The organism is Qipengyuania sp. 902, assembly GCF_051195295.1.
GTDB lineage: Bacteria > Pseudomonadota > Alphaproteobacteria > Sphingomonadales > Sphingomonadaceae > Qipengyuania.
The window spans coordinates 295,251-310,425 of sequence record NZ_JBNJLJ010000003.1 but is presented as its reverse complement, the minus strand read 5'-3'; the positions used below and the strand labels follow the sequence as shown (position 1 = coordinate 310,425).

Annotated in this window: 16 protein-coding genes; 7 read left to right on the top strand and 9 right to left on the bottom strand. The window is 65.2% G+C overall.

Translation table 11 applies throughout. From position 1 onward, the window contains the following. Positions 1–365 precede the first annotated feature (365 nt). The 3 genes from ACSH0F_RS11155 (at position 366) to ACSH0F_RS11145 (ending at position 4,453) form a co-directional block, all read left to right on the top strand. Positions 366–1,523 carry a phosphoserine transaminase gene (locus ACSH0F_RS11155; protein WP_435202772.1) on the top strand — a complete coding sequence of 386 codons (1,158 nt, stop codon included), beginning with the start codon at positions 366–368 and terminating at the stop codon, positions 1,521–1,523. Between the two features lie 96 nt (positions 1,524–1,619). Further along, entirely contained in the window at positions 1,620–3,203 is a 1,584-nt protein-coding gene (serA, locus tag ACSH0F_RS11150; protein WP_435202770.1) for a phosphoglycerate dehydrogenase, read from the top strand. A gap of 140 nt (positions 3,204–3,343) precedes the next feature. Next, positions 3,344–4,453 (top strand): ATP phosphoribosyltransferase regulatory subunit, encoded by a 1,110-nt coding sequence (locus tag ACSH0F_RS11145; protein WP_435202768.1) that lies wholly within the window; start codon positions 3,344–3,346, stop codon positions 4,451–4,453. Here the strand turns inward: ACSH0F_RS11145 and ACSH0F_RS11140 are convergent. The 3 genes from ACSH0F_RS11140 to ACSH0F_RS11130 are packed head-to-tail and all read right to left on the bottom strand — an operon-like array spanning position 4,450 to position 6,875. Beyond that, the gene (locus tag ACSH0F_RS11140; protein ID WP_435202766.1) at positions 4,450–5,061 is read right to left on the bottom strand and encodes a glutathione S-transferase; all 612 of its coding nucleotides are present in this window, start codon (positions 5,059–5,061) and stop codon (positions 4,450–4,452) included. The genes ACSH0F_RS11145 and ACSH0F_RS11140 overlap by 4 nt on opposite strands. Next, the gene (locus ACSH0F_RS11135) at positions 5,054–6,001 is read right to left on the bottom strand and encodes a rhodanese-related sulfurtransferase (RefSeq protein ID WP_435202764.1); all 948 of its coding nucleotides are present in this window, start codon (positions 5,999–6,001) and stop codon (positions 5,054–5,056) included. The genes ACSH0F_RS11140 and ACSH0F_RS11135 overlap by 8 nt, the downstream gene beginning before the upstream one ends. Positions 6,002–6,056: 55 nt before the next feature. Further along, a complete protein-coding gene (locus ACSH0F_RS11130) occupies positions 6,057–6,875 on the bottom strand; it encodes an aldo/keto reductase (protein ID WP_435202762.1) in 819 nt (272 codons plus the stop codon). 125 nt (positions 6,876–7,000) lie between these two features. Between ACSH0F_RS11130 and ACSH0F_RS11125 the strand changes: the two genes are divergently transcribed. Beyond that, on the top strand, positions 7,001–8,290 hold the full coding sequence (locus tag ACSH0F_RS11125; protein ID WP_435202760.1) for an adenylosuccinate synthase: 1,290 nt from the start codon (positions 7,001–7,003) through the stop codon (positions 8,288–8,290). A gap of 19 nt (positions 8,291–8,309) precedes the next feature. Continuing rightward, positions 8,310–8,822 carry a L,D-transpeptidase family protein gene (locus tag ACSH0F_RS11120; RefSeq protein ID WP_435202758.1) on the top strand — a complete coding sequence of 171 codons (513 nt, stop codon included), beginning with the start codon at positions 8,310–8,312 and terminating at the stop codon, positions 8,820–8,822. On the opposite strand, the gene ACSH0F_RS11115 is transcribed toward ACSH0F_RS11120, so the two are convergent. Further along, complete coding sequence (locus ACSH0F_RS11115; RefSeq protein WP_435202756.1) at positions 8,819–9,193, bottom strand: DUF6768 family protein; 375 nt, start codon at positions 9,191–9,193, stop codon at positions 8,819–8,821. The genes ACSH0F_RS11120 and ACSH0F_RS11115 overlap by 4 nt on opposite strands. Beyond that, a complete protein-coding gene (locus ACSH0F_RS11110) occupies positions 9,190–9,756 on the bottom strand; it encodes an RNA polymerase sigma factor (RefSeq protein ID WP_435202754.1) in 567 nt (188 codons plus the stop codon). Before ACSH0F_RS11110 ends, ACSH0F_RS11115 begins: the two co-directional genes overlap by 4 nt. 127 nt (positions 9,757–9,883) lie before the next feature. Here ACSH0F_RS11110 and ACSH0F_RS11105 point away from each other — a divergent pair, with 127 nt between their 5' ends. After that, positions 9,884–10,861, top strand: coding sequence for a MarR family transcriptional regulator (locus ACSH0F_RS11105; protein WP_435202752.1), 978 nt, complete (start codon positions 9,884–9,886; stop codon positions 10,859–10,861). Here the strand turns inward: ACSH0F_RS11105 and ACSH0F_RS11100 are convergent. The 4 genes from ACSH0F_RS11100 to argH form a co-directional block, all read right to left on the bottom strand. After that, entirely contained in the window at positions 10,858–11,625 is a 768-nt protein-coding gene (locus tag ACSH0F_RS11100; RefSeq protein WP_435202750.1) for an NAD(P)-dependent oxidoreductase, read from the bottom strand. The two genes, ACSH0F_RS11105 and ACSH0F_RS11100, sit on opposite strands and share 4 nt — an antisense overlap. A 12-nt stretch (positions 11,626–11,637) precedes the next feature. Next, positions 11,638–12,900, bottom strand: a complete 1,263-nt coding sequence (lysA, locus tag ACSH0F_RS11095; protein ID WP_435202748.1) for a diaminopimelate decarboxylase — start codon at positions 12,898–12,900, stop codon at positions 11,638–11,640. Positions 12,901–12,963: 63 nt separating this feature from the next. Beyond that, complete coding sequence (locus ACSH0F_RS11090) at positions 12,964–13,200, bottom strand: lipoprotein (RefSeq protein ID WP_435202746.1); 237 nt, start codon at positions 13,198–13,200, stop codon at positions 12,964–12,966. Next, positions 13,201–14,577 carry an argininosuccinate lyase gene (gene argH / locus ACSH0F_RS11085; RefSeq protein WP_435203173.1) on the bottom strand — a complete coding sequence of 459 codons (1,377 nt, stop codon included), beginning with the start codon at positions 14,575–14,577 and terminating at the stop codon, positions 13,201–13,203. Between argH and ACSH0F_RS11080 the strand changes: the two genes are divergently transcribed. Further along, on the top strand, positions 14,576–15,151 hold the full coding sequence (locus ACSH0F_RS11080; protein WP_435202744.1) for a TlpA family protein disulfide reductase: 576 nt from the start codon (positions 14,576–14,578) through the stop codon (positions 15,149–15,151). The two genes, argH and ACSH0F_RS11080, sit on opposite strands and share 2 nt — an antisense overlap. Positions 15,152–15,175 lie beyond the last annotated feature (24 nt).

Below are 15,175 nucleotides of genomic sequence, written 5' to 3'. Positions count from 1 at the left end.
GACATCCGTCGAAGCTTCCGGCACCAGCCCACTCCCCCACCCGACCTCCCACGGCACGGTATTCTATGGGTGGTCGGGTGGGGGAGTGGGCTGGTGCCGCAAAGGAAAGCGCGGATGCGCTTTCCGCACGCAACAAAAGACTCCGGGTGGGGGAGTGGGATGGAACAGCCGCAAGCCTTCGACGGATGTCGTAGGCGCACCCGACAAACGACGGACCCATTCCGCACAGCCTGCGTTGAACCCAGCGAACCCCCAGCCTGTCGATGCATTCCTATTTCGCATTGACTACGCTGCCCGCAAGATTATTGCCGCCGACGGGCCACGCGGTCCCAACGCCGCGCGTGCTCTCTGCAAGGAGAGAATACATGACTGCCGAACCGACGCTCAAACCTGAGCGCCCCTTTTTCTCGTCCGGTCCGACCGCCAAGCACAAGGGCTGGTCTGCCACCAATCTCAAAACCGAATCGCTCGGCCGCTCGCATCGCAGCGCCCTCGGCAAGTCGCGGCTGAAATATGCCATCGACCTGTCGAAGGAGATGCTCGGCGTGCCCGAGGATTACCTCGTCGGCATCATGCCCGCATCGGATACCGGCGCGCTCGAATGCGCGATGTGGACGATGCTGCGCCCCGATCGCCCGGCTACCGTCGCAGCGTGGGAAAGCTTCGGTAACGTCTGGATCCAAGATGCGGTCAAGCAGCTGAAGCTGCCCAAGCTGACCACGCTGGATGCCGATTACGGCGAGATTCCCGACCTCGCGTCCATCCCGCAGGACAACGACGTGGTGTTCACCTGGAACGGCACGACTTCGGGGGCGAAAATTCCGAACACCGACTGGCTCGCACCGGGCCGCGAGGGTGTGACGATCAACGACGCCACCAGCGCCGTCTTCGCGATGGAGATGGACTGGGCCAAGCTCGATGCAACGACCTACAGCTGGCAGAAGGTGATGGGAAGCGAAGCTCAGCACGGCATGCTGATCCTCAGCCCCAAGGCGGTCGAACGGATCGAAAGCTACGATCCCGAATGGCCGCTGCCCAAGCTGTTCCGTCTGAAGAAGGGCGGCAAGATCAACACCGGCATCTTCGAAGGCGCGACCATCAACACGCCCTCCATGCTGGCGACCGAAGACTATATCGACGCGCTGGAATGGGCGCAGGCTATTGGCGGCCGCAAGGCGATGTTCGAACGCGCCGATGCCAATGCGAAGATCGTGCTCGACTGGATCGAGACGACCCCATGGCTGCGCAATATGGTCTCCGACCCTGCCAAGCGCACCAACACCGGCGTGTGCTTCGTCTTCCAGGGCGAGTGGTACGACAGCCTGTCCGACGAGGACAAGGCAGGCGTTCCCAAGAAGATCGTCAAGCTGCTCGAAGAGCGCGATGTCGGTTACGATTTCAACGGCTATCGCGACGCCCCGCCGTCCTTGCGCATCTGGTGCGGCGGCACGGTCGAGCAGGAGGACCTGAGGCGCCTCCTGCCGTGGATCGAGTGGGCCTACGAGACCGTGAAAGCGGGCTGACAGGCGTTGTCCCAGCGAAAGCTGGGACCGCTTCCCGCACGCTCCGACATTTCCGATAACGATCCCAGCGTTCGCTGGGATGACGAGGTTAGAATAATGACCAAACCTAAAGTCCTAATCAGCGATAAGATGGACCCGAACGCCGCGCGTATCTTCGAAGAGCGCGGCTGCGATGTCGATGTCATCACCGGCGAGACGCCCGAAGAATTGAAAGCCCGCATCGGCGACTACAACGGGCTCGCCATCCGCTCTTCGACCAAGGTGACGCCCGAAATCCTCGACGCCGCGACCAACCTCAAGGTCATCGGGCGTGCCGGGATCGGGGTCGACAACGTCGATATTCCCTACTCCAGCTCCAAGGGCGTAGTGGTGATGAACACGCCCTTCGGCAATTCGATCACCACCGCCGAACACGCCGTCGCGATGATGTTCGCGCTCGCGCGGCAGATTCCGCAGGCCAATGCGCGTACGCAAGCCGGTGAGTGGCCCAAGAACGACTTCATGGGCGTAGAGCTGACCGGCAAGACCCTTGGCCTGATCGGCGCGGGCAACATCGGCTCCATCGTCGCCGCCCGCGCACAAGGCCTACGGATGAAGGTGATCGCCTTCGACCCCTTCCTGACCGAGGAACGGGCGGTCGAAATCGGCGTCGAGAAAGTCGATCTCGACACCCTGCTGGCGCGCGCGGATTTCATCACGCTGCACACCCCGCTGACCGACGAAACGCGTAACATCCTTTCGAAGGAAAACCTCGCGAAGACCAAGCAGGGAGTGCGGATCGTCAACTGCGCGCGCGGCGGGCTGATCGACGAGGCGGCGCTGGCCGAGGCGCTCGACAGTGGCCAGGTCGCAGGCGCGGCGCTCGATGTGTTCCAGACCGAACCGGCCACGGACTCGCCGCTGTTCGGCAAACCCAATTTCATCTGCACGCCGCACCTTGGCGCGTCGACCACCGAAGCGCAGGTCAATGTCGCTCTGCAGGTCGCCGAGCAGATGGCCGACTACCTCGTCAATGGCGGCGTCACCAATGCGCTCAACATGCCGAGCCTCAGCGCAGAGGAAGCCCCGAAGCTCAAGCCTTACATGGGTCTCGCCGAGAATCTCGGCAGCCTCGTCGGCCAGCTGGCGCATGGCAATCTGACCAAGATCAGCATCGAGCGTGAAGGCGCGGCGGCGCAGCTGTCCGGCAAGCCCATCGAGGGCGCGGTCCTCGCTGGCCTGATGCGCCAGTATTCGGACACGGTGAACATGGTCAACGCGCCCTATCTCGCCAAGGAGCGCGGCCTCGACATCCGCTCCATCCGGCACGAGAAGGAAGGCGCCTACAACACACTGATCCGTGTGACCGTGGGCACGGAACAGGGCGATCGCTCGGTCGCCGGGACGCTGTTCGGCGCCGACGCACCGCGCCTGACCGAAATGTTCGGCGTGCGGATCGAAGCCGAGCTCAAGGGCTACATGCTCTACATCGTCAACGAAGACGCGCCCGGCTTCATCGGGCGCATCGGTTCGCTGCTGGGCGAGAACGGCATCAACATAGGCACCTTCAACCTCGGCCGCCGCGCGGCAGGCGGGGAGGCCACCCTTTTGCTGAGTGTCGACCAGTCGATCCCGGACGAGGTCGTGAAGCAGGCCTGCGCGCTCGAAGGCGTGAAGACCGTGATGCCTCTGGCGTTTTAAAGAACGAAGAAAATTTCCGTTCGCCCTGAGCTTGTCGAAGGGCCGCACTTTCTTCTAGCGCACCGCTCGAAGAAAAAGACGGTCCTTCGAGACGAGCGCGGCCTGCGGCCCCGCTCTCCTCAGGACGAACGGAGTTTTTTGTGAATCAAGACGACCTCCTGCCCGTCGGGCTCGAAGATGCGCTGCCGGTACGGTCACGTGCCATAGTCCAGGCCATGCGCGCCGTGCTCGATAGCATGGATTCGCATGGCTACGACCGCGTGCGGCCACCGCTGGTGGAGTTTGAGAAATCGCTCGCCGGACGCATGGAAGGCATCGCCACGCGGCGTATGGTGCGCTTCACCGATCCCGACAGCTTGCGCACGCTCGCACTGCGTAGCGACATGACGGTGCAGGTCGGGCGCATGGCGGCGACCAGCCTCGCCGAAGCGCCGCGGCCCCTGCGCCTGTGCTATGCAGGCGATGTCGCCTTGCTCAAGGCAGACCAGCTCGACCCGGCCCGCCAGCGCCTGCAGATGGGCGCGGAGCTTGTCGGCAGCGATAGCGTCGCTGCGGCGAGTGAGATCGTGAGTGTTGCGATCGACGCGCTCGAAGCGGCAGGAGTTGCGAATATCTCGCTCGATTTCACTTTGCCTGATCTGGTCGATACGCTGGCCGAGAAGGCACTCCCGCTCGATGCAGGACGGCGCGAGGCGGTCCGCCGCGAGCTCGACACCAAGGATGCCGGCGGGCTGTCGGCAGTCGGCGGCGAAGCTTACCTGCCGCTCCTTTACGCGACCGGCCCCTTGCCGGACGCCATCGAAAAGCTGGCCGCAATCGACGCGGGCGGGGCGCTTGCCAGCCGGATCGCGGGCCTGCGGGACATCGCCGCATCGGTCGGCGACCGCGCCCGCCTGACGCTCGACCCCACCGAACGCCACGGCTTCGAATACCAGAGCTGGTTCGGCTTCACGCTCTACGGCGAAGGGGCACGGAGCGCACTGGGGCGTGGCGGAACCTATGTGATTAAGGGCAGCGAGGAAGAAGCGACCGGCTTCTCGCTCTATATCGATCCCCTGCTCGATGCACTCGGTGATCGAACGCCCAACCCGCGCAAGACCCTGTACCTTCCCATCGGCCACAACCGCAATGTCGCCGCCCGCTTGCGCGCAATTGGCTGGCGCACTGTGGCGGCAATCACAAGCGAGGAAAATGCGGCGGAGCTAGGATGCACACATCGCCTGGACGGGGCCGAAGCGGTTTCTCTCTAAGTTTCGACCGGCTCCCATTTCGGGTGCTTTTTCATTATTGCTGCGAAGAGGTCGGAGGCCACCAGCCCCTCCAGCCACGCCTGCAGGTGCGGCATTAGATCGGCGTCGAACCGTTCGCGATCGTGATTGGCGAATTGCCGCACGAAGGGGAATATCGCGATGTCGGCGAAGCCGCGTTTGTCGCCGCACAGATGGGGCGTCGCAGCGAGGCGACGGTCGAGCTCGGCGAGGATTTCGACTGCGGAGGCGCGGTGCTGTTCGGGATCGACGTCCTCGTAGCGGCTTGCATACTTGTACCGATCGAGGTGGTGCTTGAAGGGGCCGTCATTGGCAGCGACCAGCGCTTGATCGCCGCGGTCCAGCCAGCCCTCGGGATCGTTCTGCGCCAGCGCATGGCGCATGATGTCGAGGCTTTCTTCCAGCACCTCGCCATCGGTGGTCACGAAGACCGGCACGGTGCCCTTTGGCGATACCCCCAGCATTGCGGCGGGTTTGTCGCGCAGGACGACCTCGCGGTGTTCGTAGGCGAGGCCGCTGACATGAAGCGCCATGCGGGCGCGCATCGCATAAGGGCAGCGGCGGAAGCTGTAGAGGATCGCTTCAGCCATTGTCGCTCGCATTCTCGCGCCGCCCGACGTGTTCTTCGCCGCGGTCGGCGGCGAGGCGTTCCTGCCGCTGGCGCTCGGCATAGCGGGCGCGCTGCTCGTCGCTGCGTTCGCCAAAACAGCGCGGGCAACTGACGCCTTCCTCGAAGCGTTCGTCGGCGCGATCGGCTTCGCTTACCGGACGGCGGCAGGCGCGGCATAGCGTGTGATCGCCGGGCGCGAGGCCGTGGCCGACGCTGACGCGTTCGTCGAACACGAAGCATTCGCCCTGCCATAGGCTTTGCTCTGCGGGCACGGTCTCGAGATATTTGAGGATGCCGCCCTTGAGGTGGAACACATCTTCTACGCCTTCGGCCCTGGCGAAGGCGGTCGACTTCTCGCAACGGATGCCGCCGGTGCAGAACATCGCGATTTTCGGCGTACGGCCTGCTGCCTCCAGTTCGGCGCGCTTGGCGCGGAACCACTCGGGAAATTCGCGGAAGCTGGTGGTCTGCGGATCGATCGCGCCGGCGAATGTGCCGATCTGCACTTCGTAGTCGTTGCGCGTATCGATCACGATTGTGTCGGCATCGGCAATCAGCGCGTTCCAGTCCTGCGGGTCGACATAGGTGCCGACGCCCTGCAACGGGTCGAGATCGGGCTGGCCCATGGTGACGATCTCCTGCTTCAACCGCACTTTCATGCGGTTGAAGGGCATAGCGTCGGCCTGCGAGAACTTGACCTCCAGATCCGTGCAACCGGGCAGTTGCCGGATGTGGTCGATCACTCGGTTGATATTGTCCGCGCTCCCCGCAATCGTTCCGTTGATCCCCTCGCGCGCCAGCAGCAGCGTGCCGCGCACCCCCTGCGCTTCGCACAGAGCGAGCAGGTCCGGCTGGATCGCGGCAGGATCGTCAAAGCGAGTGAAGTGATAGAGCGCAGCTATGCGGATAGGATGCGTCATGGCGGCTGCACCGATAGCAGGCGCGGGCGCCTTTCGCATCCCCTCCGTTCGCGCGTCAGTCGTTGAACTTGCCCGGTTCCGGCCCGAGCCGGCCTTCGCTGTCGTCCAGCGCGTCGAGTTTCGCCATCTGATCGTCCGACAGCTCGAAATCGAGCGCGCTGAAGTTGGCGCGGATGTGATCGGGGTTGGTCGAGCGCGGGATGGGGCACAGGCCATGCTGGATATGCCAGCGCAGCACCACGGCACTCGGGTCCTGACCGCTTTCCTCGGCCACCGATTTCACTGCGTCGCTGTCCATGCCGCCGCCCTGGCCGAGCGGGGACCAGCTCTGCGTCACGACCCCCATCTCGTCATGCACCTTGCGCATGTCGCGCTGCTGGAAGCCGGGGTGCAGTTCGATCTGGTTCAAGGCGGGGACCACGCCAGTCTCGTCGACGATGCGCTTCAAATCCTCCTCGCGGAAGTTCGAGACGCCGATGCTCTTCGCCTTGCCCTGGTCGCGCAGTTCGATCAGCGCTTTCCAGGTGTCGACGAACAGGCCCTTGTCGGGGCAGGGCCAGTGGATCAGCAGCATGTCGACATGATCGCGGCCCAGCCGCTCAAGGCACTTGTCTGCCGCCTTCAGCGTCCGGTCGTACCCCTGGCTCTCGTTCCAGATCTTGGTCTGAACGAAGATGTCGGCCCAGTCGCCGATGCCTTTGCCGACGCCGCGCTCGTTCTGGTAGATCGCTGCGGTATCGACCAGCCAGTAGCCGGTCTCGAGCGCGGTCTTTACGGCTTGCGGAGCGTCGTCCTCCTCGATTTGCCACGTGCCGAAGCCGAGCTGTGGAATCTGGCGGTCGTCGTTAAGGGTGAGAGTGGGATAATCGGTCATGCTGTCTCCTTTGCCCTATCAATGGCGAACTGGCGGCAAGTTTCCGGGCAAATGCCTTGCTCCACCTTTCGCATGCGCCTAACGCCCGCGGCGTTTGTGCAGCATTGCAGGAAAGCTAATCCAACATGGCCAACGTCACCGTGATCGGCGCCCAGTGGGGCGATGAAGGCAAGGGCAAGATCGTCGACTGGCTGGCCAGCCGCGCCGATGCCGTCGTGCGTTTCCAGGGCGGGCACAATGCCGGCCATACGCTGGTGATCGACGGGACGACCTACAAGCTGTCCCTGCTACCGAGCGGCATCGTGTCGGGCACGCTGAGCGTGATCGGCAACGGCGTGGTGCTCGATCCCTGGGCGCTCAAATCCGAGATCGAGAAGATCGAGGGGCAGGGCGTGAAGGTCACTGCCGACAATCTCGCCGTGGCGGACAATTGCCCGCTGATCCTGCCGATCCACCGCGACCTCGACGGACTGCGCGAAGCGGCTGCCGGCACTGGCAAGATCGGCACCACGGGCCGCGGCATCGGCCCGGCGTACGAAGACAAGGTCGGCCGCCGCGCGATCCGCGTGTGCGATTTGGCGCATCTTGACGATCTGGAACCGCAGCTCGACCGCCTGTGCGCCCATCACGACGCACTGCGCGCCGGGTTCGACCAGCCGCCGGTGGATCGAGAGGCGCTGCTGCAGGAATTGCGCGAAATTGCCGATTTCGTGCTGCAATATGCGCAGCCGGTGTGGAAGCGCCTGAAGAAGGTCCGCAAGGCGGGCGCTAAGATCCTGTTCGAAGGTGCGCAGGGCGTGCTGCTCGATATCGATCATGGTACCTATCCCTTCGTCACCAGCTCCAACACGGTCAGCGGCACCGCCGCGGCAGGCAGCGGGCTGGGGCCCAATGCGACCGGCTATGTGCTCGGCATCGTCAAGGCCTATACCACGCGCGTCGGCAGTGGCCCGTTCCCGACCGAGCTGGAGGACGAAGTCGGCCAGGGGCTGGGCGAGCGAGGCCATGAATTCGGCACGGTCACCGGCCGCCAGCGCCGTGTCGGCTGGTTCGACGCGGTCATCGTGCGCCAGAGCTGTGCGATCAGCGGCGTGACCGGCATTGCGCTGACCAAGATCGACGTGCTCGACGGGCTGGACGAGGTGAAGATCTGCACCGGCTATCGCCTGTGCGGGCAGGTGTTCGACTACTTCCCCAGCCACGCCGCCGACCAGGCCGCGGTCGAGCCGATCTACGAGACCATGGACGGCTGGAAGGAAAGCACCGCCGGCGCGCGCAGCTTTGCCGACCTGCCGGCAAATGCGGTGAAATACATCCAGCGCGTGCAGGAACTGATCGAAACGCCCGTCGCGCTGGTCTCGACGAGCCCGGAGCGCGACGACACGATCCTGATGCGCGATCCGTTCATGGACTGATTGCCGCAGCGGTGGCAGAATGCTCGCCATGCGCTGGCTCGCCATCCTGTTGCTCTCGCTATCGCTGCTCGGCGCGTCGCCTGGGTCGACCCAACAGGCGCGCGAGGGCGAGGTCGCCGACTTCATCCTGATCGACAAGTCGGAACGGATGCTGTGGGTCTATCAGGGCGCGGAGGTCATCCGCACCTATCGCGGCCTGCAGTTCGGCGACCGGCCCATCGGCCACAAGCAATTCGAGGGCGACGAACGCACGCCGGAAGGCCGCTATACGATCACCTATGGCAACCAGCAGTCGAGCTATTTCCTGTCGCTCTACATCGATTATCCCAACGTCGCCGACCGTGCTTATGCGCAGGCGCGCGGACGTTCGCCGGGCGGGCTGATCTTCATCCACGGCCAGCCCAACGGCCTGCCAAACGACCGGCGCGTGCCGGGCGACTGGACCGACGGCTGCATCGCCCTGACCAATGCGGAAATCGCCGAGCTTTGGAGTCTGGTGCCCGAGGGGACCCCGATCGAAATCCGCGCTTAGTTCTTCCGTTCTTCCAACATCGCCACCTGCAGCTGGAGGCGTTTAATCTCGCGCAGGATGGTCAGCATGTTCATCCGTGCGAACAGCCATTCCTTGATAAAGCCCTGGACCACCAAGGTGGCGGTCAGCACGACGGCCCAGAACGTCGCCTGATCGACCTCGGTCGAGAGCACGAGATTGCGCACCACCCATAGCATCGCCAGGCCGATGAGGATGGCGAAGCCGAACACGACCTTTGCCCACCCGCCAAGCGGGCCGGTCATACTGTCGCCGATCTGGCGAAACATGCCGCGATCCTCCTGCAGGTTTTCGAGAAATGCCTGGTCGTCCTCGTCGAGGGCGCCGCGGATTCGGTCGTCGATGTTCGTCATGTGACGTCTCCTTCTAGATGGTCGGCCAGCATCGCCTTCAGCTTGCGGCGGGCTTGGAAGAGGCGCGATTTGGCAGGGCCCACGGGCACCTCCTGCACCTCGGCGATCTCGGCGAGGGTCAGCCCCTCGACGAAAAACAGTTGCGCGGCGAGCCGCTGGTCGTGCGGCAGAAACGCGAACGCCTGGCGGATGGCGAGGCCGTCCTCAGCCCCGCTTTCGATGGCGGGCTCCACTTCGATTTCGCCATCCCGGGCACGCTTGGTTTGCTGCGCACGGATCCGGTCGACGCAGCGGCGCCTCAGGATGCCGAAGGCCCACGGAGCGAAACGCGACGGGTCGCGCAAGCCGGCGATACCGCGCAGGATCGACAACCAGCTCTCCTGCACCGCGGCGAGCGCCTGCTCGCCGTTACCGAGCAATCGGCGCGCGGTGCGGGCGAGCCGTGGCTGCCATCGCGCCGCCAGCCGCTCTGCGGCCCGCCTATCCCCGCCCTGGATCAGCGTGACGAGAAGCTCGTCGTAAAGCCTTTCCGAAGTCGGCGTTTGGCGATCCTGTCCCGTCATGCCGGGATAGTCGCAGCACGGGGGCGAAAGGTTCAATCGGGCGAGATGCTTTTGCACTACGGCTTGTCATGATCATCGTTTGTTCTTATCCCGTTCTCTCTTGATTCTGTCGAAGGAGCGCGATTCGATGCAGGCGGATTTCAGTTACGAGCCAGTGTGCAATTCCGCCGGGTGCCAGATCGGCGTGACCGTGCTGGCGGACCGCGCGCATGTCCGCGGCGAGTTGCGCGACGATGCCGAGGCCGCGGGGTTCCGTGTGCTGCATTCCATGTCGCTCGCCGAGTATGCGAACGGCGCGATTACCGCGTTGGGCGATGTGCTACTGGTCGATTGCGCCGAGGATACGGCGGACGCTCTGGCCTTGCTATCGCGGCTCGACATGCGGGCGGGCAAGGCGGGGACGCAGATGGTCGTCTCGACCACGATGGGGGCGCTCGATGCGATCTTCGGCTGTTTTTCCTCATCCGCACCGCAGATCTTGGTCGATCCCTGCCGGTCGGAGCGGGTGATCGCGATTGGGCGAGTGTTGGCGCATGTGCCGAACCTGCGCCTGCGCGAACTGGGGGAGGAAGACCGGATGCTGCTGCTGCGCCTGACCGAACAGGTAGGTCGCATGGCGGAACGACTGGAGAAGACCGCGCCCGGCCAGCGAGCGACCGGCGGAGCGTTCCGGCTGGAAGCGCCGCAGCCCGGATGGCGCAGCGACGACGATGCCTATGTGCGGCAGCGCCCGGCTACGAACCGGCCACGTCTGCCCGATGCAGGTCATATTCGGCAGATCATCAAGCACCGCCAGGCGCGTGCCCGCTATTTCGATGGCGACCTGTTCGCAGACCCGGCCTGGGACATGCTGCTCGACCTCGCGGCGGCGCGGGCGGAAGGCACCAAGGTCTGCGTGACCTCGCTCTGCATCGCCTCGGGCGTCCCGGCGACGACGGCGCTGCGCTGGATCGGCCAGATGGTCGAGACCGGCTTGTTGGTTCGGGTAGCCGACCCTGAGGACCGAAGGCGCGCCCATATAGCGCTGTCCGAAGATACGGCGGATGCCATGGCGCGCTATTTTGCGGATGTTGCTGCCGTGTCGCCGGAGCTGGTAGCCGCTTAGGCGCGACGTAGGATTACGGTCAGTCCATCCGCAGGCGGATCTGCCGGCATAGCGATACGCACCGCATCGGCACGGGCGCGCACGAGGATTGCTTCGGGCAGATCGGAATCGTGCAGCACCGTGTCGGCGCGGCCTAGAGCGCGTGCTTGCCGCAGCGTGAGGTCTTCCGGATCGTCGCTCATCAGTGTGAAGTCGAAGACCTCGCCATCGGCTTCATGCGCTGTGTCTTTCAACCAATCGTCGACCGCCTTGGGATCGCTCGTCTCGAACGGATCGAGTGCGCCGCCTTCGCTCAGTGCGGTGTCGAGCGCGCGGCGACGGGTGTCGGCTTCGGGATAACGGCGGCGGGTTGCATCGCGCGCCCCTTCGAGCGCCTTAGCCAGCGCGCCGAGCGATTGCGGCAAGAGCGCTTCCAGTCGCAGCCGCAAATGCTTCGCCAGCCCCGCCGAGGCTCCGCCCGTGCTCACCGCCACCAGCACCGGGTCGCGGTCGAGCACGCTGGGCAGGGTAAAGTCGCACAAGTCCGGCCGGTCGGCGACGTTGACCAGCAGACCGGCGCGCCTGAGCCGCAGGGCCGCCGCCTCGGCAGCGCGCTCGTCCTCGAGCGCGACGAAGCCGATCTTGGCGTGATGTGCTTCGGTTTCCGGGCAGGGAATGCCGCCCGCCCGCGTCACCAGCCGCGCCTTGGCTGCGGCCATGTCCCCCGTGCCGACGACCACCACGCGCGTGTCTGCGATGCGGTGGAAGAGCGGCAAGCTATGCATGTTTCTTGGGCATCAGCCGAGCCACTCCGGCACGCGTTCCGCATCCATGATCGCGCTCGCCGCGATCCGGTCCGCGACCACCGCGTATCGGTCCCCGTCGACCAGCACTTCGGCCACGAAACCGCGCGAATTGTAGCTGCTCGCCATGGTCGCACCATAGGCGCCCGCCGTGCGGAACACCGCGAGATCGCCCGCGACCAGCGCATCGCACTCGCGGTCCATGGCGAAGGTGTCGCCGGTCTCGCAGATCGGGCCCACGATATGGGCGGTCATCCGGTCGCCGCTCGGCGCGACCGCATCGAAATCGTGCCAGGCACCGTACATGGCGGGGCGCGCGAGATCGTTCATTGCCGCATCGACGACCACGAAGGGCGGGCCGTTGCCGCTGCGCTTGGAGCGGATGACGCGGGTCAGCAGCACGCCGGCATTGCCCGCGATCACGCGGCCCGGCTCGAACATCAGGCGCACGTCCCAGTCCTTCGTCACCCGGGCGACCATCGCGCCGTATTCCGCCGGTGCGGGCAGCGTTTCGCCCGCCTTGTAGGGCACACCGAGTCCGCCGCCGAGATCGGCATGGGTGACTGTGCAACCTGCCGCGCGGAGCTCCGCGATTAGCGCGCCGAGTTTGCCGAAGGCGGTTTCCAGCGGTTCCAGATCGCCGAGCTGGCTCCCGATGTGGACGGCGACGCCACGCATATCGAGCCCGTCTTCTTCCGCCAGCCGCGCATAGATGTCCGCCGCCCGGTCGAGCGGGACGCCGAACTTGTTCTCGCGCTTGCCGGTGGAGATCTTCTCATGCGTCCGCGCATCGACGTCGGGGTTCACCCGCAGCGCGCACGCTGCCCGCTTGCCGTGCCGTTCGGCGATCACGGCGAGCTCGTAGCCCTCTTCCTCGCTCTCGATATTGAACTGGCCGATACCCGCCTCGAGGCCCTGGAGCAGCTCGGTATGGGTCTTGCCCACGCCGGAGAACACGATGTCTTCCGGCTTCATCCCTGCCTTCAGCGCACGCGTCAGTTCGCCGCCGGAGACCACGTCCGCGCCATAGCCCTCGTTCGCCAATACTTTTAGCACGGCGAGGTTGGGGTTCGATTTTACCGCGAAGGCGATGTGTGGATCGGCGAGCTCGCCCAGCGCATCGCGGAACACGCGGGCATGGCGGGTCAGCGTGGCGCGCGAATAGACATAGACCGGCGTGCCGACCTCTTCGGCAATGCGCGGCAGGGGCACGTCTTCGGCATGGAGCACGCCGTCACGGAGCTGGAAATGGTCCATGGCCAGCGCCTCTGCCGAATTCGCGCGGGCAAGTCGAGCAAGCTGTGCTTTTCGGCTGAGAACCTACTCGGGCGGCAGGTCGAAAGGATCGTCCTCGCGCTCTTCCGAGCGGGTGCGCAATTCGACCGAGCGATCGGGCGCGGCCTGCGGGTCGAGCACGAGCAGTTCGTCCGCGCTCGGCTGTGCCTCCGCGCCATAGGGGGCTGGCGGCAGCGCCGCACCCTCGACCGGCGCGAGGTCGGATTTTTGCCCGCAGGCGGTGAGCGCTAGCGCGCACACAAGGATCGGCAATCTGTTCATCTACTCATCCATTCCCAGCGCCCTGCGAGCGGCGTGAACCTGCGCCTTTACCTGTTCGGGCGCGGTTCCGCCATAGGAGCTGCGCGAGGCGACCGAGGCATCGACCGATAGCGCCTCGTAAACGCGCTCGTCGATCCGCTCGTCGATCGCCCTGAGCACATCCAGCGGCAGCTGGTCGAGCGCCACGCCATCCGCCTCGGCGCGCTTCACGGCAGCGCCGGTAATGTGGTGCGCTTCGCGGAAAGGGATGTCCGCCTCACGCACAAGCCAGTCCGCAAGGTCGGTGGCGGTGGCATAGCCGAGTTCGGCCGCTTCGCGCATGCGCCCGGTCCTGAAGTCGCTGTCCGCCACCATGCCGGTCATCGCGGCGATGCTCAGCGCCATCAGGCCGTGCGCTTCGAACACCGGCGGCTTGTCGTCCTGCATGTCCTTGGAATAGGCGAGCGGGAGCCCCTTCATCGTCACCATCAGCGCGGTGGCGCAGCCGATCACGCGGCCCGCATGTCCCCGCACGAGTTCCGCGGCGTCGGGGTTCTTCTTCTGCGGCATGATGGAGCTGCCGGTGGAGAGCGTATCGGGCATGCGCACGAAGCCGAAGGGCTGGCTGGCCCAGATGATGAACTCTTCGGCTAGTCGGCTCAGATGCAGCGCGCACTGGCTCGCTGCCATCAGGTAATCGAGCGCGAAGTCTCGGTCGGATACGGCATCGAGGCTGTTGCGCGTCGGCCGGTCGAAGCCGAGCGCCTGCGCGGTCGCGTCGCGGTCGATCGGGAAGCCGGTTCCGGCCAGTGCCGCACTGCCGAGCGGGTTTTCGTTCATGCGCTTTCGCGCATCGGCAAACCGGCTGCGATCGCGCGCGATCATCTCGTAATAGGCCATGAGATGATGCCCGAGCGTCACCGGCTGCGCGGTCTGCAGATGGGTGAAGCCGGGCATGATGCTGGCGCCATGCTCTCCCGCGCGTGTCACCAGCGCCTGTTGCAGTGCCAGCAATCCCGCATCGATCTGGTCGAGCGCATCGCGGACCCAGAGGCGGAAATCGGTCGCCACCTGGTCGTTGCGGCTGCGCGCGGTGTGGAGACGTCCTGCGGCCGGACCGATCAGTTCGGCCAGACGGCTCTCGGTTGTCATGTGGATGTCTTCGAGGTCCCAGTCCTCCGGCACGCCCTCGCGCGCATATTCGGCGGCGACCTTGTCGAGACCCTCGGTGATGGTCGCCCTGTCTTCAGGCGTGACGATGCCTTGCGCGCCGAGCATGGCGACATGCGCCTTGCTGGCTTCGATATCGTGTCGCCATAGCGCCTTGTCGAACGGGATCGAGGCGTTGATTTCGCGCATGATCGCGCTAGGCCCTTGTGCGAACCTGCCGCCCCACATGGCATTGGAGCCCGAATTGTCCCGCTTGTCGCTCACTGTTGCATTCACCCTGGGTCTGCTTGTTGCGGGCTGCGATAGGGGGGCGCCGGACACCGCGCAAGAAAGCACCGCTACGCCCGCGCCAACCGGCGAGATCGACCGTTCGCAGGCCGGCACGCTGATGCCAGCGAGCAATGTGCGCGACCTGCAGGGGGATGTGCTGAACATGGGCGCGTTGCAGGGCACGCCGGTGCTGGTGAACCTCTGGGCCACCTGGTGCGCGCCCTGCGTGAAGGAGATGCCGCTGCTGGACGAGCTGGCCGTCGATTACGAAGGAAGCCTGCGCGTGCTGACCGTCAGCCAGGACATGCAGGGCGCGGAAAAGGTCGGCCCCTTCTTCGCCGAGCGCGATTTCGCAATGTTAGGGTCGTGGATGGACCCCGAAGGCGAACTGGGCTTCGCTATCGGCGGCGGAGTCATGCCGACGACAGTGTTCTACGATGCGATGGGGCAGGAAATCTGGCGCGTGTCGGGCGATTACGACTGGTCGAGCGAGGATGCCCGCGCCGCGATCGACGAGGCGATCGGCGGATAGAAGATCGGCCTGTATCGGGAGTGG

What these genes read in the sequence shown, in the direction of transcription:
- ACSH0F_RS11080 (WP_435202744.1), top strand. Translation starts at nt 14,576, where the DNA reads ATGGCATTGGAGCCCGAATTGTCCCGCTTGTCGCTCACTGTTGCATTC.
- serA (WP_435202770.1), top strand. Translation starts at nt 1,620, where the DNA reads ATGACCAAACCTAAAGTCCTAATCAGCGATAAGATGGACCCGAACGCC.
- ACSH0F_RS11130 (WP_435202762.1), bottom strand. Translation starts at nt 6,875, where the DNA reads ATGACCGATTATCCCACTCTCACCCTTAACGACGACCGCCAGATTCCA.
- ACSH0F_RS11155 (WP_435202772.1), top strand. Translation starts at nt 366, where the DNA reads ATGACTGCCGAACCGACGCTCAAACCTGAGCGCCCCTTTTTCTCGTCC.
- ACSH0F_RS11115 (WP_435202756.1), bottom strand. Translation starts at nt 9,193, where the DNA reads ATGACGAACATCGACGACCGAATCCGCGGCGCCCTCGACGAGGACGAC.
- ACSH0F_RS11090 (WP_435202746.1), bottom strand. Translation starts at nt 13,200, where the DNA reads ATGAACAGATTGCCGATCCTTGTGTGCGCGCTAGCGCTCACCGCCTGC.
- argH (WP_435203173.1), bottom strand. Translation starts at nt 14,577, where the DNA reads ATGTGGGGCGGCAGGTTCGCACAAGGGCCTAGCGCGATCATGCGCGAA.
- ACSH0F_RS11110 (WP_435202754.1), bottom strand. Translation starts at nt 9,756, where the DNA reads ATGACGGGACAGGATCGCCAAACGCCGACTTCGGAAAGGCTTTACGAC.
- lysA (WP_435202748.1), bottom strand. Translation starts at nt 12,900, where the DNA reads ATGGACCATTTCCAGCTCCGTGACGGCGTGCTCCATGCCGAAGACGTG.
- ACSH0F_RS11100 (WP_435202750.1), bottom strand. Translation starts at nt 11,625, where the DNA reads ATGCATAGCTTGCCGCTCTTCCACCGCATCGCAGACACGCGCGTGGTG.
- ACSH0F_RS11105 (WP_435202752.1), top strand. Translation starts at nt 9,884, where the DNA reads ATGCAGGCGGATTTCAGTTACGAGCCAGTGTGCAATTCCGCCGGGTGC.
- ACSH0F_RS11120 (WP_435202758.1), top strand. Translation starts at nt 8,310, where the DNA reads ATGCTCGCCATGCGCTGGCTCGCCATCCTGTTGCTCTCGCTATCGCTG.
- ACSH0F_RS11140 (WP_435202766.1), bottom strand. Translation starts at nt 5,061, where the DNA reads ATGGCTGAAGCGATCCTCTACAGCTTCCGCCGCTGCCCTTATGCGATG.
- ACSH0F_RS11135 (WP_435202764.1), bottom strand. Translation starts at nt 6,001, where the DNA reads ATGACGCATCCTATCCGCATAGCTGCGCTCTATCACTTCACTCGCTTT.
- ACSH0F_RS11125 (WP_435202760.1), top strand. Translation starts at nt 7,001, where the DNA reads ATGGCCAACGTCACCGTGATCGGCGCCCAGTGGGGCGATGAAGGCAAG.